We start from the raw sequence: 21,723 nt of genomic DNA, 5'->3' as shown, positions 1-21,723 counted from the left end.
CCTCTTTTTAAATTGTAATGTTTGTAGTTTTTCCTTCTTTTGTATACTCTCTTTTTACTCCTTCTAAAATATATTGTCTCTGTATTTTATTTTCTTTATTCGCTATTGTTTTTAAACATGCATATTGAACTGCATTTACAATGTTAGCTCCAGTTATATTGAACTTTTTCGCTAATTCTTCTATCGTAATTTCCTTTTCTAACTCTATATTTTTAGGTAAGTTATTTTTCCACAACATAAGTCTTTCATCATAGTTTGGTGCTTCGAACTCAATAATATTATTAAAGCGACGAGTAAATGCAGTATCTATATTGTTCTTAAAGTTGGAAGCTAGAATTATAAGCCCTGGGTGTGTCTCTATTCGTTGTAACAGATATGATACTTCTTGATTTGCATACTTATCGTGAGCATCTCTCACATTGGTTCGTTTTCCAAAAATTGAATCTGCTTCATCAAAGAATAATATCCAATCTTTATTAATAGACTTGTCGAATAGTTTGGATAAATTTTTCTCTGTTTCTCCAATATATTTTGACACTACCATTGATAAATCTACTCTATACACATCTTTTCCTGTATGTTTCCCTAGTAACCCTGCCGTTAATGTTTTTCCTGTTCCTGGCGCCCCACAAAACAACACACGATATCCTGGTTTTATTTTTGAAGACATCCCCCAATCGTTCATCAATATTTCTTTGTATGCTAGCCAACTTTCAATCTCTTTAACATCATTTAATGTTTTTTCTTGTAACACTAAATCTTCCCATTCTAAATCAGTAGTAATTAAGCTAGCTGGAAAGTCTTGACTTAATTGTGGTTTTAGTTTTTTTCCTGTTAAAAAATAGTACATATACTCCTCTGAAAGAATTAATTTTCCACTCATTTGTGGTTCTCCATAAGGAACTTTTTCTATCTCAATTACAGCTTTTCTAATTAGTTTGCTCTCGCACAATATAAAGTTTGATATCTGCTTACGCTCTTCAATATCATTACCAGCTAATATATACAAAGCTGTCTCTACCGTAGGAATAATACCTCTATGGTTTTTCCCTTTTACCCCTCCAAACTCAGGTAGTTCGCCTCCATTGGGCAAAAAATCAGAAATAATAGTACTGTAGAAATTAGGTAAAACATGAGGTATTATGCTTAAGAGTAATAATATTTTATCAGAATACTTTAGTTCATTATCTCGAATGAAAGAAGCTATATAAGAATCATTTTTTTCAAAACTCATATCTAGCTTAAAAAAATCATTACCATGAAATTCTGAAGACAATCTAGCATAAATTATTTCTTTTAAAAAAGAAACTGCTTGTTGTAAATCTGCTTTTGTTTCTATATTGTTTATCAATGCTTCCATAACTTTCTATATTCAGTTTGAAACTATATTTTGGTGGAAATTGTCCTTTAATAAATATTATATCTGTTCTCGTTATTTGCTTCTTAAACTTTAATTATGATTACAATTTTAAGAAACTTCCTTAAAACTTTAATTCCCGTAACTAGCACTAGCTCTTTTTGTTAACTTTATTCAACACCTTTTCTGCGCCCTCTTTAAATGCACCACCTGTATTTACTATACTATTTAAAATACTAATAGCATCATTTAGTTTATTAGCTTCCAAAAATGCAATAGCTTTATAGTAATTTGCTTTTTCATTTTTAGAGTCATTTCTCAAGACTATGTTCAACTCATTCAAAGACTCTTTTATAAAGCCTTGAGATAATAAAGTTACTCCTTTATCGATTCTTATTTTGTCATTAAAAGGTTCTATGGCTAAAATCTCATCCCACTGTTTTATAGCATTTTCAACATCAGACAAACCTAAGTGTATCGCTGCTAACAAACTTTTAAATGACAATTCTTTAGGTTTTATATGTAATGCATTTTTGACAGCCGTTTCAGCTAAACCAAAGTTTTTTGAATTGAAATGAATTAAAGAAATATAATACCATGTTAATTCTTGTTGCTTTTCTTGTTTTGAAGCTTCGTATAAAACAGACAGAGCAGATTGATATTCTTTTAACTGAATATAGTCTTTCGCTAAATGTAATTTGAAACTAACATCATGGCTTAGATTTGCTATAATATATTCCCAAACTTTTACAGACTCATCGTATTGTTTTTGAACCTGATATAATGAAGCTAAACTCTTATACCCCATTAATGAATCAGGAGCTTTATCTATTGCTTTTATATATTGACCTTCAGCCAATTTAAAAGAGTTTAAATTGGCATAAGCATGACCTAAGTTTAAAAAATAAGTCGCACTCTCTTTTATTTTTAAAGCATTTTTAAAGTAATTAGTAGCCTTTATAAAGTTCTTCTCTTGGAGTGATACCATTCCTAAATTATTTAGAGTGGCTGCGTACAATGGATTAATTTTCAAAGCCTTATTATACTTGCTTTTTGCTTCTTTTATATTTCCTTTAAGGAATAGCTTTACCCCTTCATTATTTAACTGTTCTACATTTTCTGCCATGATTAACTTAATTTAATTAAAAAATATCGTCCTTAATGTCTCTTCCCAAATCTGTTAGCATATCTCCTATATCTAATTCTGGATAAATTACCCTCAGATCTTCAAAAGACATATTGAATGGCTCCCCTTCTCTATAATTAACAGGGAACTCTATTCCGAACTGTATATCTGGCCCCCAAGAGAATGAAGCTAAATTATAACGCCAAGTTTCTGAAATTGACAACAGCCATAAATCTAAACTTGCTCTTGCAAATGCATTAATATCAAAAGTGAATTTAGGATTAACCGTTATTCTTCCTAAAGCATCAATTGCTAAACCACTTTGAGGACTCCAATTTACATCTACTTGGGCCAGTGCTTCTCCTTCTAAACCTAAACTACCAGCTACCTCAATACCCCCAGTTAAACTAGCAACTCCAACACTAACTCCTAATCCTAAATCTCCTCTTAATGTCAATCCAGCATCAGCAGGTATTACAAATTCTCCATGTCCAGATATTGTAGTTTCATCTTCGCGATCTGGGTTATAAACCACATCTGCATACAAACTTCTTATTTGTCCTGGTCCGAAACCAGCTGAAAAGTCAAGTCCTCCAGTTATACGAGCAACGACTCCAATACTTCTTGGTCCTAGTGGAATAGCAAAGATTGGAATTTCAATCGCTGGCATATTGAAAAGATTTCTATCAACAGATTGTCTGTCAAAGATGTCCACAGTATCAGGAAGTCCTATTCTACCTGTTATTTCAATTTCTCCATTCGGTAAAAAGTTTACTCCAGCTGTAGCCTGCAACCAAGATGTTAAGGTTAAAGTTAGGCTTCCACCCCCATAAACTCTCATCGTATCATCAGGTTCTCCAGTCGGCTCTCCATCATCTCCAATAGCCCTATTTGTAGCTCCAACGTTAACAGTTCCACTTAACATACCTCGATTATAGGATGCGCTACCTTCTATGGTTAACGCTCCATTTTCATAGGTAACCGTTAAAGAGGAATCGATTCCCGGTATATCTGGTTGTGCTGTACCAGAAACAAAAATATCGTAATTTTCAGCTCCTGCTTCTTTAGCAACTCTTGCCTCTACATTACCCCCTCTTATACCAGGAATGTCTGAACTTAAATCAAAGTTACCGCTGATTGAAAATCCTTCGTCTCCATAATTCAAGGTCATAGTACCACGCTCAATCCCTGGAATGTCAAGCTCTGCCGTACCTGTAGCGGTAAAGTTATTTTCACTGTAAGAAGCAGTAATTGTAGCATTTTTAATGCCACGAACCTTACCTTCAGGAATACCTATTTCGCCTCCAATCGTCCAGATATTCTCTTTATACTCCACATTTATTTCAGCAGGATCAAATAATTCTGAATCAAAATTGAAAGCTCCTTCAAGTGCAAAACCTCCAGCAGTAGATGCTGCTGCTCCTATATATCCTTCTCCGACATTATCTATACCAAAATCTACGCGTCCTTCTATAAAGAAACCATTCTGAATGCCATATCCTAGAGCTAAGGTTACATCCGAAATATTAAAAGGTGCTGGCATATCCAAATCACCACTTGAAAATACTTTTTGCAATCGTACATCATCTTCTGTTATGACTATTTCTATATTGGCTCTAGATATAAAAGGCACAGATGGTAAAAGAGTACCTCTTCCTATTAGACCAGCTTCAGTTAGTTGAATAGTATCAATACTGAAAGGACTAAGTAAGCTAAATTCTGCATTTGTTGTATTTAAAAAATTTTTAAGATCGCTGGATTTCAAAAAACCTGCATAAGTAGTTCCTGGCATCTTATAGATAGGCCAATCATAATATTCAGGTAACTCTAATAAACGTCTAGATCCATCTACTGATCTAAATTTAAATGGCTTTCCTCTTAAATAACCTTTTTGTCCTGTTTCGACAGCAGGATTAAACTGCATGCTTTCAACATTAAAAAACTTGCCATGCATAGTTAACCTTGGATCAAATCGATTGGTAGAAGCTAGTTGATCTATAGAATTTGGATCGCTCCAAGCAATTTTGGATCTATTACCTAAGTTATCCCCCCAATACAAAACATAACTAGAAGTAGACCCTATTCTTGCTTCAAGATTTAAGCTTGCAGGATGTGGATCAAAAGGTAACTCAGGACTAGGATTAGGGTCTTGGAAATCATAAAAATTTACAGCTCCTCTTCCTTTTTGCCTCGATAATAATTTAGGTATATGATCACCTGCTTCTATATTACCTTTACTCCAAGTTTTTACAACGGGAGGATCAGAAGAAGTACTGAAACTTCTGTAGTGAATATCAAATCTTGATTTGATAGCATTAGCTAATGTATCATTAATTCTATTAACATTAACTCCTTTAGAAGCAACGGCATCTTTCGTTTCTTCATCAGTTCTAACCAAATCTTTAATAGCCGTATTCACATTAGTTTTTATATCATCTCCTGAAGTTTTATTTGCATCTTTATTTAACAGGTGTAAATTATCAATTTGTCCAGCAGTTCTTATACGAGGCCAACCTTTTAGTTGTAATTCTTCTTTATGATCGATTTCGTAATTTTCTTTTGCCCCATCATTTTCATCCCAAAATGCTACTTTTAAATTTTGAGCTAATAAAGCTGCATCACCACTCCTATCAAATTTTTTAGACCTACCACCTGATCTTATTGTTGTAGAAATCTGATAAAGTCGGTCGTTTAGCAATCCACCTTCTAATAGCTTTTGATGGATACCGTCGCTACTAATACCATCCCAAACAGTTGATTGACCAGCATCATTATCACCTGATCTTCCAGAACTACCACTAAACTCTCGAGCTCTAAAATTATTTGAGGATGACATGAATCCTTGTTTAAATGCCGGAATCGGTAAGTCGTCTATAAAAATCTTTGGGGGATCAGTTGTGAAATCATAGTAAGTCCCTGTCTGAGGAACTTCTGTGGCTTCATCCTCAGTCTTCTGTATCATCTTAGGTTGTACCGATGCTCCTTGCTGTACTGTATGAGTTAATTCGTGTGCTAACAAATGTTTTCCAGATTCAGAAGTTGGATTGTATTTTCCTTCATTGAAATAAATATCATTCCCGTTGGTAAATGCTTGAGCCCCCAACTCTTTATTCATTTGAACCGCATTACTATCGTTATGAACACGTATACCACTAAAATCGGCTCCAAAACCTGATTCCATTTCATTTCTAGTATCTGTTCCTAACGGACTTCCTCCTCCTTTGGAACTACTTAAATTACTTTCTAAGGAAGAAGTATCATCTCCACCCGACATTTGTAGTTGTTGGTTTTCCTCTTCTTCTTTTTCCTGAATTTCCTCTTCTTCTTTTTCTTGAATCTCGTCTTCGGTTTGTTGCTGAACTAACTCTCTAGAATTTGTATTACTCTCTGAGGTGGTTTCAGTAATTTCTTCTGAAACTTTTTGAATATCTTCCTCTTTCTTTTGTTGAAGCTCTTCTTCTTGTTGCTTTTGAATAATATTCTCTGATTTTAATTGAACTGCTGGACTTATGGAATCAACCAGAGGTTTTTGTTGAATCTCTTGTTCATTTGATTCTTGTTTTTGAACCTCTTCTTCATTTTTCTTTTGAATTGTTGGTGCAAAAAAAGAATTTGGAGATTCTTTTTCTTTAGCAACTATTTGGTCCGCAGCTTTATCTGCTTCTACTTCATATTTATCACCAGGTTTCCCAACATTTAACTTAGGTTGAATAAAGCTTCCAGACTTCTTTTGGGCTGGGCTTCCTTTTGATTTTTGTATTTTGGAGCTAAAGTTCATCGAAAATTAAATAGTTATTGTCCTATTAACTAAAAGCTTATTAATAAAAGGTTTGTTACCAGATCGCTCGTGTTGTAAAATCCAAAACTTTATTAATGCAGGGAAATATAAGTCGGACTCATCAACTCCAAAATCATCAAAAATAGCCAACTGTATTTCAAACTCATAAGCGCATGTAGCTTGGTCTTTCAGTCTTAAACTTTTCAAATAAACATCCATACCTTGAGTACCGCCAATGATACCTTTCAAGGCTACACTATCTGAAAAACTAAAATGGAATACTGGTAATGGAGATATACTAAAAGCACTACAATCAATTGCTCCCATTGTTTTCATTACCCGAAGTTGTGCTGCAAGTTGTGTTTTTATATAAGACATAGCCCCATTTACGGAAGGACAATACGTTGCTTCTCTCGACAATCTACTTCCTAATCCGTGCGTCCATGTACTACCTGAGCCACCTCTAAAATGGTTTACCATGTCAACACCATCAGAGCCTGCTAGTCCACGTAGGACATTTTCCATTCCAAATTCTAGCATTCCATCTGGCATAAGTCGGAAAGGTGCTACTTTTAACCAATCACCTGTACTCAGAGAAGGAAAATCAAAATATTTAAAATCGTTACCTCTTCCGTAATGAGGTGTTCTAGCCCCTAGTAAATAAGGAGTAGATGTGCAATCTAGCGCTCCACAAGTATTCCCTTCTATTGGCAAAGGCTCAAACTCCATGCAAGTTACGGGTGGTTTATATTTCACTTCTACACGTCTATTATCTTCAAGGTTTTCATAGAAAAGACTTTCTCCTTTTCCTACAGCTCTTATTTGGTCTTCTGGAAGACCTCCTGCAACCAATAGATCTTTGATTCTATTCGCTCTTTGTTGGGATAATGTTTTATTATAATCATCACTTCCTTCTTCGCTTGCATAACCATAAATAATTACTTCACCATTTTGAGCTAAATCCAAATAACTTCTCACTTCTCTCATCAATAAAAGTAAATGTGTTGTAGAGTCTACACTTCCATCGCTCCTTAAACGCGTAGAATCTCGTTCAAACCAAACTACGGTTTGCGCTCTATTAATTACCTCTCCATCTGTACAACTATGCTCTGGATATTTCTGTACTTTTTTCTGAACCATTCCTTTTTGCTGAATCGTATGTGTTAACTCATGTGCTAAAAGGTGTTTTCCTTCTTTGGAGTTCGGATTGTATTTTCCTTTATTAAAATAGATGTCGTTTCCATGTGTAAATGCCTGCGCTCCTATTTCTTGACTCATTTGGGCTGCTTCTGAATCATTATGAATATTTACATGACTAAAATCGGCTCCGAAACCCGATTCCATTTCACCTAATGTACCAGCATCCATTTTTTGACCTCCGCTTCCTCCTCTTAATTTACTTTCAAAAGAGGGTTTATTTCTAGTTGAAGCACTATTATCTGCTTTAGCTTGTACTGCTTCTTCTTCCTCTCCCTTTTTTTGTACTTGTTCTTCTTTTTCACAATCGTCGCATTTCGATTGCACTGCTTCTTCTTCCTCCTGTTTTTGAATAGGCTCCTCCTCTTCTTTACTTTGTACCTTTTCTTCTTCCTCCATCTTTTGAACGGGTTGTTCTTCTTCTGACGCTTCTACTTTTTGTACAAGAGAGCTTACTTCAGAAGCTAATGGTTTTTGCTGAATTTCTTCTTCATTTTCCTTCTTTTGAATAGAACTAGATTCATTCATATTTCCTACAACTTTATCCGCCATCTTATCTGCTTCTACTTCATATTGATCTCCTTTACGACCAAATACTAACTTTGGTTGAATAAAAGGGTTCTTTTTCTCATCCCCCTTCAAAGGATTATTTGGTTCTGGTTTTTTATCTCTTTTAAACATGACTTCTAAAGTTTTTATGTTACCAATTCATAAAAATTAATTCCTTCATCCAAGGAAGTTTACATAAACTTAAATTCCAAGGTAATTTTGTATCTAATAAGATATCTTGTGTTTTTCTTTCGACTGTTAACGTGGGGGTATCCTTAGTTAAATCTAACCTTCCTTCCCTTTGTAAATATTCATTACGAAGAAGATCTGGAGAAGAGTTTTTTAAAACCTCCCAATTTTGAAGTACTGCTTTTAATAATTCTTCTGATTTTTCTTTTACCTCATCACTCAATATTATTTTTCTTTCTACAGGCTGATAAATTGGTATGTTACACAGAAATTTTTCAAAAATTAGATTGTTCTCAAATTGCTGTTCTTTTTTAGTAGCTACATAATGCAATAAGTGAACTGCTTCATCTGGCTTGATGATTTGGTTTTCTTTATCAAGAAAGCCACATGAATAGAAAAACTGTTTTAAAAAAGGATGTAACAGTATTAACCCTGCATTTTTAACAATATGAGATTTTGATTCACTAACTATTTCTTTTTCTTGTGAAAATGCATTTTTCAAGGCTTCCTTATGCCTCTTTTGATAATCTGCTCTTTTTTGCTCTTTGAATGTCTTTTCGTCTATTGAACTTCTCTCTAGATTCTTATAAACACTTTTATTTTCTTTTTGCTCTTTTATTTTTAATTCTTCTTTCTCTATCGACTTCTTTTCTTTTTTTGATGCTTCTTCTTTTAAAATGTCTTTTTTGTTTTGGTTCTCTAATTTTTTAACCTCTTTATCTTTGGGTAAACTAAAATGATTTATTTCTTTTTCCTCTGAAGTAGGTTCTTCATTTACTTTTTTATTTTTAGTATACTCCTTATCATCTACCCTATCTTCATTATTTGTACTAACTCTTTCTTCTTTTCTCTCGATAAATTTTTCATCAGTAATTTCATCACTTCTCTTCTTACTTTTAACTTCACTATCCTTAAGTCTTTCACTATTAAATTGATTAACAAATAGTGTGCTTTTTGAAGTCAATAATTTTAAAAACCTTGTTAATTTCTTTTGGTCGTTGTTTGAAGAATCTTCTCTTTTTGAAATCTTTATTACCTTTTGAATCTCTTCTACTACTCTCGAAAAATCTTTACTAAGTGTAGCGTTAATAAAGATTTCCCATACTTTATTTTCTGTTTTATACGACAAGAAGCTTATCTCTTTGAGAGATGATAAAAACTCTACATACCCTGTTGGTTTATCAAAAACACCTAGAAATAAAATTTGAAGTTCATCTTCTTTAAATTGCTGAATTAATCGCTTTTTTTGAATAGGGTTACTTAAGATCCTTAAAAATCTCTCCTCGAAATTTGAGCTCTCTGTAATTTCAAACAATACCTTTTTGGTTAAGCTTTTTTCTTCGTTTTGATTCCACCATGCTGTAGTTCCATATTGTAAAAAATGAAAAAAGGAATCTGTTTTAGATTGTATAACAGGAACTGTATTAACAGCTACTTCATGCAATTCTGGATTTCTAAAAATTGCTTTTAGTTTTTTTACTATGCGTTCTTTAATTTCTTGCTTTGCACTACTAAAATTTATGGTTTTGTTATTGTTTGATACATTAACTTCAATATTCAAAATTTCTACTTGTTGAATAAATTCTTCATTCTCTAATTCTTTAGAGTTAAAATATTTTTCAATTTCAGGAAACACCTCTTCCTGTAAAAAGTTCTCTATCGAGTTTTTATACTCATCAGCTATCTTTTTACTTTTTGTATTTACCTCAACAAATACTTTTTGAATACTATGTTCTTTCTCTAGCATTATAAGTTTTGTATTAATTTTTCATTAATCAACTTAGAAATGTATGCTGCTTGAATTTCAGTAGCATATACTTTTAAAAACTGTAGAAAAGCCTCATCTGCTATTTTTATCTGAACTTCTTTAAACATTATAAAATCATTATTAATAACATCTATCAATTCTGAAATGTTCCCGTGATTCTCATCTGTTTCTAAAACTGTTTGTTCTTGACAATGAAGTATATTAAAGAACAGCTTCACTTGAGCCTTATAATATTTTACTAGTAAGGTTCTATTTTCTACATCTTTTACAAGTAGTCCTGATGTGTTTCTTAAAAGGTCTGGGAAAACAACTGGTAATTGATTGTTCTTGTCTCCGCTTAAGTAAGAGTTACTTTCATCTTTTACAATTTCCTCATAAATATCATTGGTAGGTATAACCACATTGGTACTTATCACTGTTCCCAGGTTAGCGTCTTTTCTACTTAGCAATTCAAAGTCTTTTATTACACTATCTTTAGTGATATCCTCACATGTTTTGTCTTGTGTATTATTAATATCAATGGCTTCTTTCTTAGTATTCGTACCACAAGTACTTACAACTGACAAGGATACTTCTACAGTGCTTCCATCAAAGTTGCTTAAATCTTCGGTGATAGTTACTCTTTTAGTTTGTGGTTCTCTTTCAACCCCATTGATAACCCATCGGTATTCTTTTCCTATCTCTGACGTATTTGTCAGTGATAATATTCTTGTTGTTTCATCAAAACTATGTGTAAAATTCGCCTGAGGTGTTGTGATTAAACTTACCGGTTGCGTAACAAATGTTCCTACAATACCAATGCTCACAGTACCTGAACCTGTTAGTCCTGAATTTGCAGGAACAAATTCCCACAAATTAGTTGCTGTATTCAACTTAACATTTCCTCCTGTTAATTGCACTCCTTCAAACTGTGGCCTAACCATTACGGAATGTGGTTCTCTATCATTTAAACAAAATGTAGTACCACCCAAACTTATCGTGAAATCAGGAAACGGAATCTCTTTAACAAACTCTGTGCTTGAAGTACATCCTCCACCATCAGTTATAGTTAATGTTATTGTATAAGAATTCTCTACTCCTTCTTTAACTAATAATTGAGGAGTAAATAACTCGGTAGTAGCTTCAATTTCATTTACACTCCATTGGTACTTTAATCCATCTGGTTTTACCCCATCAGGTAATATTGCTTCAAAAGCAGCCTCGTAAAATAACTGTCCGTTTTTCCAAACAAACCTAGACTCACTTCGTTCACGAATACTTATTTGTTTTACTTCATGAATCGTAATTCTAGCATTTGTTGTTTGTCCATCTTCTAAAAATTCAATTGTTTGATCATAATTCTCAAAACTAGCTACATTAATAACTAGTTGATTATTTTCGATAGTAATTCCATTTATGGCTCCTCCTACTATCGTTACCACTCCATTTACATTTGTAAATGGAATTATAGCTGTTTTTTCTATGGTAGGATCTATACAATATGATGGTTGAATGGCTAACTCTGATGGTGTTAGTGTATCAAAAACTATAGAATTAATAGCTATCACTTTCTTACACGGACCTAATGAAATTTCTAATGAAGGATGTATTTCATTGTTAATGTCATCAATTGGTAATGTATAATTTTGGAAAACTTTATTGTTTACTGGAGTACGTTCTACTTTGATACCATCTCCCATAAAATCCCAAGAATACTTAATATTTGCAAAGAAATCAGCATTGACAAAATCAGCATCTTTCCAATGCAACACATATGTTACTCTTGCTTGTGATTTATCATCATTATATTCTATAGGTTGTTCTACATCTACTACCAATTCTAATGCTGGATATACCGTAAGTTCACAATCGGTAGGTTCATCGTTTACTGTAAACTTCATAGGTTTACCTAATAAGCTTTTGTCAATTTTAGTAACATCTATTTTCCATTTTTCATCTTCTGGATCTTTAAACACTCCAGTTGTTACTCCTTCTGGAGCAATAGCTTTTACTTCTCCATCAACAGGTCTCACAATAAAAATTAAAGGTTCAATTACAGTATCTTTTTGCAAGCAAATAGTGCTTACTGGCAAGTTTAAAAACGGAGGTTCTTTAGGAATTATGAAATTTACTGGCGCACAGTCTGAACAACACATATAGGGCAAAGAAAAATCTGCTACTACTGTGTTTTTTAATGTTTCGTTTTCACTAATCACTTCATTTTCGTCAAAATACAATCGTTTAGTAGTTTCTAAAACAACAGGATTGTATATCTGAAAAAAGTATTCGCCTTTAGGTACTAAGTGATCTTTAATAGTAATGCGCATTCCTACAGACCCGTCTTTATACATAGTTGTTTCTTCTGCGCTAAGAATTTTAGAAACACCCGCTCTAAACCATATTCTATTTAAGAATGCTGTAAAATTACTTACTGTTTCTGCTAATGTTTTTCCAACCAAAACAACATCTTGTTCAAAAAACAATCTGTCTTCTAGGTTAAAGTAACTTCTATCTACAAATGAAAAATTAATACTTGAGCTTGTATCCCATAATTTGATTACTCCTCCATTTTTGTACAACACTTCTTTTCCCAAAAAAGTTTCTTTTGAAGATACAAATTCGTCTTTTATAATCCCTATATCTGATAATATCGGCTGATTTTTAAATACAACATCCAACACTACATCATCAAATGTATTTTTATCAGCTGCATTTTCGGTAACATACACCATTACAAAAGTTCCTCCTGGAACAACTCCCGCTTTATGTTCAAGCCCTGGATGTTGTTTTACAAATTCTGAAAGTTGTATTCTTTCTAAAATCTTTTTCTTTCTTTTATCTATTTCGGCAAGTAATGTTTCTAACTTTTTTCCTGAACAACAAACAATTGATAATTGATTAATTAATAATCCTAAAATTTGTTTAGTTGATAGTTCTAATGAAGTACTGTTATACTTTGCTTGTAGTTTTTTTACTTTTTTACATAGCTCTGCAATGGTTAGCTTATAACTTGTTAACACAAGATTATCTATGTCTCTTATGTATAGTGGCACTTTGGTGTCTAAGATATATGCATGCACCAAGGTTTCTGTAAGATCTGTTAAAATGAAGTCACTAAGCGTAGGCTCTTCTTTCCATACTTCTTTTTCTTTTATCGCTTCTGTTTCTTTATTAAGCTCTACAATAATATCACTTGCAGATCCATCTTTATTTTTATCAAATACTTTTTCTATTAACCCTCCTAACGAATCATCTTCTTTTGTTAAACTCTCTTTAACTATATTTTCTTTGTCAAATACGTTTGTATAATTTTTATCGTAGGTAACATCGTATTTATAGATATTTTCTTCTGGAGTATTAACTGTTTTTGAAAGTATGTCCATTCTACTTATTGCTTCTTTATCTATCGAAACAGCATCAATAACATCTCCTCTTTCAATAATAATACCTCTATCTTTTAATGGAATAAATTCATCTACAACTGTATTTACTTTTGGATTGGTTAATTTGAAGGCGGAGAAGGTTTTACTCACCTCTGATAAAATACAATTCTGTTCTGCTCTCCATGCATTCAACAACATTTTTAAGTCTTCAAACTCACACTCGTAATTGTTTATATTAATAGTTTGTTCAGTAGCATTGATAGAAAGTGTTTTAACATCAAAACTCAATCCGTTATCTTTTTTAAGTTTTAGAATTTTTGCTAAGGCATCTCTATACATTTTTCCTTGATGTCCTTCAATTCTGTAAAAATCATTTTTATCAATATTGTATGATAATGGCTTTTGAATTGCTAAGGAGTTTAAAAGGTTTTCTTTATGATAACTTAAGTTTTGATTTGCTCTGTAATTTTTTGTTTTGTTAAAGTCCCAATTCTTTAAAAACTGTGAAGAAACATTGTAATAAAAAGGAATTGCTTTATCGCTTAAAGGAGTATGTGCTTGTGATGGCGTGATAATAACTTCTTCAGACTTTGTTTTTCCTATATAACCATTCACCATTGCAATTGCTCTATTAATTAACAATTGTACTTTTTGAAGGTTTTCATTTTCATGACCTACAATAGTTGATTTATAAAATCGGTGACGTAATTCAGGATAATCTTCTGTTTGCTTCAATTTTCCCAACATGATGTGCTTTGGAAAAGCACCTATGTTTGGACAACAGTTTACGTTGATGTGAAGAAGTAATTCTTTAATCTCATTGTAAGTATCTACCAAATCTTTTATAACATCATATCGATATTGAAAATCTAATGGAACAGCCAAAGAACTAAAACTAAATAATGATTTTATTTTAGTAGCTATTGAGGGTTTTTGAAATTTTGAGAATATTGCATCGAATCCTTTTATTAGATCTACACTAATACTTTCATCTTTAACAACACTATCAAACTGTGCTTTTAGCTCTGTAAATGTTTGTGTGTTATTTTCATTTAATACAACTCTTTTTGCTTCTACAACAGGTAACTCATCATTAATTTTATACCAATTGTGCTTTAAAAATATAGTATCCTTTGTTGCAATTGCTTCTAAATCTTCAACGCTAATAAGTAATACTCGTAGCTTATTAATTTGTTCGATACCTTGATTATCGCATGTTAACTTACTACACAATTCATCTTCATTCGAGTACTGCTCTAAATACAACAAAACAGCCATTTTTTGTATCTCAGGAAACTCAACTAAATTGGTATATGAATCATCTTCTTCTGTATGTAATTCCCATAAGTTGTACTGCTTATCTTGAGAATCTTTAAAACGCTCGTAATTACCATCAGTATCTTCAAATTTTTTATAGAATGAAAATGTTTTTGATGATAGGTTTTCTTCTATTAAATCAAAAAACTGAACTAAATCTCCGTCAGTAGTTACTGAAGTTCCTTGAGTTATTTCAATACTTGTAACAGCTGCTTTATCTATGGTAAACTGAGGAGTTACTTTAAAACCACAAGCTAAACCAACACCACTCAAACCTAACCTAGATAAACGGTTTTGATCATCGAAATAATCAATAAATGTGTTTAATTGTGTTTCTGTTAATACTTGATTGGCATTAAACTTACTATATTCAGTTGTAATTTCTTTTAGTTTTAGGTTAGTCGTTTCCATACGTATTATGTTTTGGCTGTGTTAATAAATAAACACGTACTATTTTTATGAGTTTTCTTCGTTATTATTTTCTTTTTCTGCTCCAATGCTTCCTATACTGGATTGATTTAAAATGATTCTTCCGTCTAGGGCTTCATCCTCTGCACTACAATCAGTTAATCTTCCTACCGGATAAATTGTATTTAGCTGATGCATTGCGTGTATCAAATTTTGTAATTCACCATTTTCTGTTGGTTGTTCTTGCTCTAGATTTGTTTTAGCGAACAGGTACTCTTTATAAGAGTTTTCGAACTGTAACAAATCATTTTCATTATCAGGCACAATTCCTTTTCGCTCTCCTACCCAACATATTCTAGGTAATATATGTGCTGGAAGTTCTTGTCTGATAACATCTTCCATATAGCGTCTAAAATCTGGATTTGAAAAACGATACGTATATCCTGGTAAAACAATGCTAACTCTATAAGAATAAGGATCGATAGTTCCGCAATCTTCACAGTCTTTTGCACAAATAGGCAAGAAATTTTCTGCTTCATTATCGGTAACATCTGGACGCAATAGCATATGTTCAACTAAAAATATTCCTTCTTCAGTGAAATCTTTTTTTAGAAAAGAAATCACCTCCAATAACGCCTTTTTCAAATCATTGATATTAGCATAATATTTGTACTGTTTGGCTATGATATAATTGGAACTACTAACTGGTTGTGCTGGATCAATTACATCAAAAGAATATTTAACAGGAATGGATGGTTTAGAAGGAGTAGATTTATGAATTCTTATAAATCCTACTTGCATATTATCTACAAACCCATTCTGAAAAGCTTTTTCTATGTCTCTTTCTTTAGTTTGTACAACCTGTAATACTGCGAAATACAATTCTTCAATAGCGAAAGCTACTTTCGCATAATTTTCAGTAGCAGATAAAAGTATGTTTCCATCATTATCTCTCAACCTCCATCTATATACTGTTTGATCATCACTATCTGTTAATTCGTATATCTCTACATTGGTTTCTGTTAAGTGTCTTCGCTTCTCATTAGCAATTCCCATTAAACGTGCTACCCGCTTTTGAAATCCAGATACATTACTAGTATCCCATAAGTTCTCTTGGGGTTGTTTGTAATAATTAAAAGCAAGTCCTCTTTCGCTACTTATCACTTTGTAGTCCTTTAAAAAGGCTTCTTTGTTTGACAATACGATCTCATCAGTAGCTGTTCCATAAAGCGCTTTCATAATAAATGTATACTCTCCAAATCGTTCTGCAAAACGCGCTAATAAATGGTCTAAAATGGAGTTTCTTCGCTCTATATTATTATCAAACTGATTGAATAATAGCTTTGTTAATTCATCATCATCTGACTGTGGATATTCACTAACGAGTTCGTCAAAATCTTTGATGTCTTTAACAGCTTGTGTAAAAAAAGTGCGCATTTCTTGTCCATTAACAGAAAGTAACGTTCTTACTTCTGATAAATGCTTGAAATAACTCGCCAAAATTTGATCGAAAAACGTTAAATAGGCTTTTAATTGCTTCGCTTTTGCTTTCCTTTCATTGGTAACATGCATAGCTAACCCTTCCTGACCAATCCCATATGTATCGGGGAAATCATTTTGAATAGTGGTATACTCGTTAGCTTCTATATAACTTCCTTTTGGTAACGATAAAACCTTGTCTTCATCTGTTATTTGTTGCGATTCAATCTCATCCTCTTTTAACTGTTTTAAATACTCGTCTACTTTATTGTAGTTTAAATTCAGCGGAAGAAAACCTTTGCTAAAATTAAAAGTGCTCTTTTCACATAACACAGGTTTTTTATCAGGATCGATACAAACAACCCATTTGTTTTCTTGAACAATATTTTCATCACAAAAACCTACAGAGATATCTTTAATTAATTTTACTCCTTCTATGTTCATGATAATTTTCATCACATCAGAAAGACGTACTTCTTTTCTCAACTCAGCTTTTTTCAACTCTTTTACATCAATAAATCCATTTTTTAAAACAGGTCCATCAAAAACCTCATCGGTTGTATACCCTTTATCTAACATTTGTTGGATTGAATAGAACTTTAAAGATGGTGATAGGTAGTTTTCTATTTGGAATAAAATATTAGCATATACCCATTCTTCGTCTGCTTCAGGAGTTACATCAACATTAGCACAAATAGCTATCGGTTGAGTGTCTACTTCTTTTATTTCTATTAAATCTTCACATAAGTTTCTATTTTTATGATATGTAGTTTTTATGTGAGGAAAAACCTGTTCTTTTGTATAACCTTCTTCTAAATCAACTAACAGTGAATACAATCCTTTTAGCTTAAAATCTTTTTGAAATTCTGGTAAAATACCTTCAAACTTTTTGTACCCTAATTTGTTATTTTTATAATCAACAAACACCTGTTTATTATAAATTCGTAACCAACAGTTTTTTACACCTTCTAAATCAATAAACAGTTTTCTGTAATCTAATTCATTGACTGGTTTGGTTGGGAAAATTTCTGAAGCTTTGTAAAATTGTGCTTGTAGTGATAAATTGGGATCTTTGGATGCTAATAAATTTTCCAGTGGTGTATCAATGCGCATACCTAAATCGGTGATGGCATAACACAACATTTCTAAAATAGTAACTCCTGGATCATGCGAATTGAAATCAGTCCATAACTTACCTCCTAATGTTTCTAAATAAGAGATTCCTTCTTTTCTTAAAAAAGAAAAATCTAAGTCATCTTTGGTAGATATATTCTTAGGAATACTTATATGTTCATTTATAGCTGACATGTTTGTTCTATGATTTTTTTAGTTCCTTTACAGGTAGTTAATACAGTACTTACTTTGTGTTCTTTTGCTGAAACTAATATTGATTTTGGGTTACTTGGTTCTATTTTGTACACCTTAGCGTCACCATTCATGGTTACATTTTGTAAATAATCTACATAAGGCAGTTTTTCTAAGTAATCAATCAATATGCTTTTGTGCAGCATAATCCCGAAGGTTACTTCTTTGGTTTCGTCAAACGCCCAAGGAGACAAGAATTTTGTAATGTCAGTTTTTAGCTGATCCTTATAATAGTTCTCATCATATCCTTCATAAAAACTAACCTCTAACCCAATTGTTACTTCTTCATAATTAGGATTGATAACCTCAGCATTTACATGCAAGGTGTTTAAAGAATTAATATAGGTAGTAACACTATTTAAAGTAGCTTTGCTAACTCTTGGTTGGTAAATGTCAAATACATTCTTATTTACGGTATCTGGTACCACAATCAAAGTAACGTGACCAGCTGCAGTAAAACTTGTTTCTGAAGTATGATTTAAACACTTCACTTTATAAATTTCTGGAAACTCTTGAAGGATTAAGTGTTCGTAATCCCATAAAGTTATAGCTCTGTTTTTGTGACGTAATCGCTCGCTTATTCTTCTATAAAAATTGGCATCAGATTCTTCTGTACTTCCGCCAAATGCATTGTATGGCTGCGAAACTGATTTTATTTGCGGAATGCGTGTCACCATTTTTTTGATGGTCTCACTAGGCAACCCGTTTTTTAAATGACTTACCTCATTATCGTTATTCTTGAAGGTAGCCAATACTACTTGAGCGTGAATTCCAATTGCTTTACATACTGCGTCATATGACTTATGCATTTGAGCTCTAATCCAAGTATAACCTGATGGTAATAAAGTATTATCGGTAGTTGCTTCTTTAGGAATTGAGAATTTAACAATTCCTGATTTTAAGAAATTATCGGTATTGTTTGCAATGATATTATTCTCAAGCGTTTTCCATTTATTGCTGCAAAGAATTGACCATTGGATTTTTTCATTCTCTTCAAAACTTTCCGCTAATGGATTTTCACTTCCTTCTAACACCTGAACTAGTAAGGATAGGTTTTGTTGAGGTTCTAGGTTTTCTATTCCTAAGAATAAATGTCCTCCTAAACAGTATTTAGATACCAAAAAAGTTTGAATGGTATCTTTATCAAACACATCTATAATTTCTTTTTCTTTTTGAAGATACTTTTTCTCTGCATAGTTTTCTTCGTGTTGCCCAAAAGGATGTTCATGAAACAATTGAATGCGATTCCCTTCCAAATTCATTTCTTTCATTACTATGCTTTCTTCTGCTGTATAATCCACAGAAATAGATTCCACCAAAGGTGTATAGGGTTCATTAGGAAGGTTAATAAGTCTGCTTCTTGAACTAACTGCTAATGCATATAATTTAGGATATAATTCGTGAAAAAATGATTGCTGTAACGATAATTGTAAAGGTCCTGCCTTATCTATTTCATATGAATTTCCTGAATTAGTTACTGTAAAAACAGCGGTATAAAATATCTCTTCATTATCTCCGTCTTCAAAAACTTCTTTTTTAAAGAGTTCTACAATTTCGCCTATCGTTTCTTTAGTTTCTCCAGCGGCATGTAACAGTCTCTTTTCCGCTTTAAAATAATTTTCATCTTGAACTAAGATAGCTCTTGAACTTATATCTTCTATAAGCTGGTTTTTATATGTGTTAATTGAAGAATAGCTAGACGGTTGCACGTATGCTTGATACCAATCTTTAAAATCTTCTGGAGTATTTTTCCAACGGAGGTTTACTGTGAAATTTTTCCATTTTTTCGAAAAAGCTTCGTTATAATCCACACTAAAATTCGACCCTTCAATAGGACGTGTTGTGAAAGGATGAAATGGTTTTTTGGTTCTTACCCCTCCATTATCATTCTCAACGGTTGCTGATTTTACTCCTTTAACGTCTGTTTTTATAGTTATTTTTTCAAGTGTATTTCCTGCCAACAACCTATAAAAATCGTATCCATTCGTGTTAGAAACATCAAAAACAAAACGAACTAATGGATGTGATGTATTATATTTTTTAAGTAAAAACTCTTCATTATATGCTACCAACGCTTCTGAATCAAGTCCTAATGTGAATGTAAAACTTGCTTCATTGGTAATTTCTAAATTACCTTCGCTTACATGGTTAATGGCAATTAATGTTGGTGTTATCCATTTTTCATTTCCACTTCCAAAAAGTTGAATGGTTGAAATCAAATCACTCACCTCAAAAGATGATGCTTCAAAATTATTTTTAAACTTAATGGTAACGGTTACAGTTCTTTCTCCTTCTTGTAACCACAACATCGGTGAAGCAATAGAAAATCCAAGTTCAGCATCTGCTAACTCAGTAGCATTCTTTTCACTTGCTGGATATCCAAAAGGATACCAATATGGGGCATCTTCTGGTAATTCCTCTTCAATTCCATCTTTCGTTTTTGCTACCTCACTTACTTTTATCTTTTTTAATTCTGCTGTGTTGTTATTATAAACTGTTTTTATAGCTCCTACTGATGCTTTATTTACAATTAACTCTTCTTCTGTTTCGTATACTAACGGATTACCAAGACTGTCTTTTTTTGCATCTAATAAAGTACCTTTTTCTATTCGTTCATCCGTTATTTTTTTAGCTAGTTCAAAAATTACATGTGCCTGATCAGGAATTGGCTCTCTTTTTTGAACTTGAAGTATTTCTTTGTAGTAAAAATCTAAATGACGTTTGGTTAAGTTGTTAAATCGTTCTTTTGAAAGTTCTAATAACTTTAAAAAACATACGAATAAAGTTAAGTGCGGACTTAATTTACCTTCTTCGCTATATCCCTCAAGAGTTGCCTTAATACTTTCTTTTAACTTATTGTACTCTCTTGTTCCTCTAAAAGGAATATTTTCAGTGGTTAGTTTTTTGAAAAAATGTTGCCAATCTCCTGAAGCTACTTCGTGATTTTCTGTAGGAAAATAATTGAGCTTTTTAGCAAAATTATAGGCAAACAATATCCAATCTTCTATGGTAAAATCGTGAAGTTCGAAATTTTCAGGATTCAATGCTTTAATGTATCGTAGCTCTTGTCCTGTTCCGTTTCGTTGTAATATGTTAGAAATGATTTTACTCATGATATATCTTAATTTATATCGGTTCCTTCTCCTTTATAAAAAGGGAAAACCACATTGGTTCTACTATTAGTAGCTCTAATTTTATACTCAATCTTTATAATCAACATTCCTTCTAAAGGATCTGTTTCTGAAACATCAATTCGGATAACATCTATTCTCGGTTCGTGATATAAAATAGCTGTTTCAATCAACTCTTTTGTATAAGTTATCAATGTTCTGTCTAAGCGTTCAAAAAGGAGTTCTTGTAAGTTGCAACCATAATTAGGTAACATTACTCGTTCTCCTAATCGAGTCGTTAACAGTATTTCTAAACTGCTTTTAATGTCCTCTTCATCAGAAATCATTACTACTTCGCTCAGGTCTTCTGAAAACTCAGGAGGGAACCCCCATCCTATTCCTAAAAATGCTTTTTTATTTTCCATTGTTATCCTATTAAAACTGTCGGTTCTCCTAAAACTATAGTCCCTCCATGTGCTGTACTATCTCCCATTCTTGCTGCAGGTAAGCCTCCTATTAACACAGTTCCTGACCCAGCTATAATACTATCTGGTGGTCCTGTACAAGTAGCCATATCACCTACTCTTGCTGCAGGTAAGCCTCCTATTAATACCGTAGGTTCTCCTGCTGGTAAAATTGGACCTCCTACGTGTGGAACTACACCTGTTACCATTGGACATACATGCATGTCTGTTATTCTTGCTGCTGGATTTCCCAT

Annotated in this window: 10 protein-coding genes; all 10 read right to left on the bottom strand. The window is 32.6% G+C overall.

The genetic code is table 11. The features are described from left to right. Positions 1-7: 7 nt before the first annotated feature. Positions 8-1,360 (bottom strand): ATP-binding protein, encoded by a 1,353-nt coding sequence (locus DFQ07_RS13230; RefSeq protein ID WP_133537658.1) that lies wholly within the window; start codon positions 1,358-1,360, stop codon positions 8-10. 148 nt (positions 1,361-1,508) lie between these two features. Further along, a complete protein-coding gene (locus tag DFQ07_RS13225) occupies positions 1,509-2,483 on the bottom strand; it encodes a tetratricopeptide repeat protein (protein ID WP_133537656.1) in 975 nt (324 codons plus the stop codon). 16 nt (positions 2,484-2,499) lie between these two features. Next, positions 2,500-6,261, bottom strand: a complete 3,762-nt coding sequence (locus DFQ07_RS15810) for an eCIS core domain-containing protein (RefSeq protein WP_133537654.1) — start codon at positions 6,259-6,261, stop codon at positions 2,500-2,502. Between the two features lie 6 nt (positions 6,262-6,267). Continuing rightward, complete coding sequence (locus DFQ07_RS15670; protein WP_166627795.1) at positions 6,268-8,139, bottom strand: eCIS core domain-containing protein; 1,872 nt, start codon at positions 8,137-8,139, stop codon at positions 6,268-6,270. 19 nt (positions 8,140-8,158) lie between these two features. Then, positions 8,159-9,943: a contractile injection system tape measure protein gene (locus DFQ07_RS13210; protein ID WP_133537652.1), complete on the bottom strand. Its 1,785-nt coding sequence runs from the start codon at positions 9,941-9,943 to the stop codon at positions 8,159-8,161. Continuing rightward, entirely contained in the window at positions 9,943-15,054 is a 5,112-nt protein-coding gene (locus tag DFQ07_RS13205; RefSeq protein WP_133537650.1) for a hypothetical protein, read from the bottom strand. Before DFQ07_RS13205 ends, DFQ07_RS13210 begins: the two co-directional genes overlap by 1 nt. Before the next feature lie 45 nt (positions 15,055-15,099). After that, positions 15,100-17,838 (bottom strand): YegP family protein, encoded by a 2,739-nt coding sequence (locus DFQ07_RS13200; RefSeq protein ID WP_133537648.1) that lies wholly within the window; start codon positions 17,836-17,838, stop codon positions 15,100-15,102. Continuing rightward, positions 17,826-21,008 carry a baseplate J/gp47 family protein gene (locus DFQ07_RS13195; RefSeq protein WP_133537646.1) on the bottom strand — a complete coding sequence of 1,061 codons (3,183 nt, stop codon included), beginning with the start codon at positions 21,006-21,008 and terminating at the stop codon, positions 17,826-17,828. Before DFQ07_RS13195 ends, DFQ07_RS13200 begins: the two co-directional genes overlap by 13 nt. An 8-nt stretch (positions 21,009-21,016) precedes the next feature. After that, positions 21,017-21,430 carry a GPW/gp25 family protein gene (locus DFQ07_RS13190; RefSeq protein WP_133537644.1) on the bottom strand — a complete coding sequence of 138 codons (414 nt, stop codon included), beginning with the start codon at positions 21,428-21,430 and terminating at the stop codon, positions 21,017-21,019. 2 nt (positions 21,431-21,432) lie between these two features. Continuing rightward, positions 21,433-21,723 (bottom strand): PAAR domain-containing protein, encoded by a 291-nt coding sequence (locus DFQ07_RS13185; RefSeq protein WP_133537642.1) that lies wholly within the window; start codon positions 21,721-21,723, stop codon positions 21,433-21,435.

Source organism: Tenacibaculum caenipelagi (genome assembly GCF_004363005.1).
GTDB classification, from domain to species: domain Bacteria; phylum Bacteroidota; class Bacteroidia; order Flavobacteriales; family Flavobacteriaceae; genus Polaribacter; species Polaribacter caenipelagi.
This window is presented reverse-complemented; position numbering and strand designations above follow the sequence as displayed.

Bases quoted from the DNA above. Each gene is read 5' to 3' on its own strand.
- DFQ07_RS13230 (WP_133537658.1), bottom strand. From the start codon at position 1,360: ATGGAAGCATTGATAAACAATATAGAAACAAAAGCAGATTTACAACAA.
- DFQ07_RS13225 (WP_133537656.1), bottom strand. From the start codon at position 2,483: ATGGCAGAAAATGTAGAACAGTTAAATAATGAAGGGGTAAAGCTATTC.
- DFQ07_RS15810 (WP_133537654.1), bottom strand. From the start codon at position 6,261: ATGAACTTTAGCTCCAAAATACAAAAATCAAAAGGAAGCCCAGCCCAA.
- DFQ07_RS15670 (WP_166627795.1), bottom strand. From the start codon at position 8,139: ATGTTTAAAAGAGATAAAAAACCAGAACCAAATAATCCTTTGAAGGGG.
- DFQ07_RS13210 (WP_133537652.1), bottom strand. From the start codon at position 9,943: ATGCTAGAGAAAGAACATAGTATTCAAAAAGTATTTGTTGAGGTAAAT.
- DFQ07_RS13205 (WP_133537650.1), bottom strand. From the start codon at position 15,054: ATGGAAACGACTAACCTAAAACTAAAAGAAATTACAACTGAATATAGT.
- DFQ07_RS13200 (WP_133537648.1), bottom strand. From the start codon at position 17,838: ATGTCAGCTATAAATGAACATATAAGTATTCCTAAGAATATATCTACC.
- DFQ07_RS13195 (WP_133537646.1), bottom strand. From the start codon at position 21,008: ATGAGTAAAATCATTTCTAACATATTACAACGAAACGGAACAGGACAA.
- DFQ07_RS13190 (WP_133537644.1), bottom strand. From the start codon at position 21,430: ATGGAAAATAAAAAAGCATTTTTAGGAATAGGATGGGGGTTCCCTCCT.
- DFQ07_RS13185 (WP_133537642.1), bottom strand. From the start codon at position 21,723: ATGGGAAATCCAGCAGCAAGAATAACAGACATGCATGTATGTCCAATG.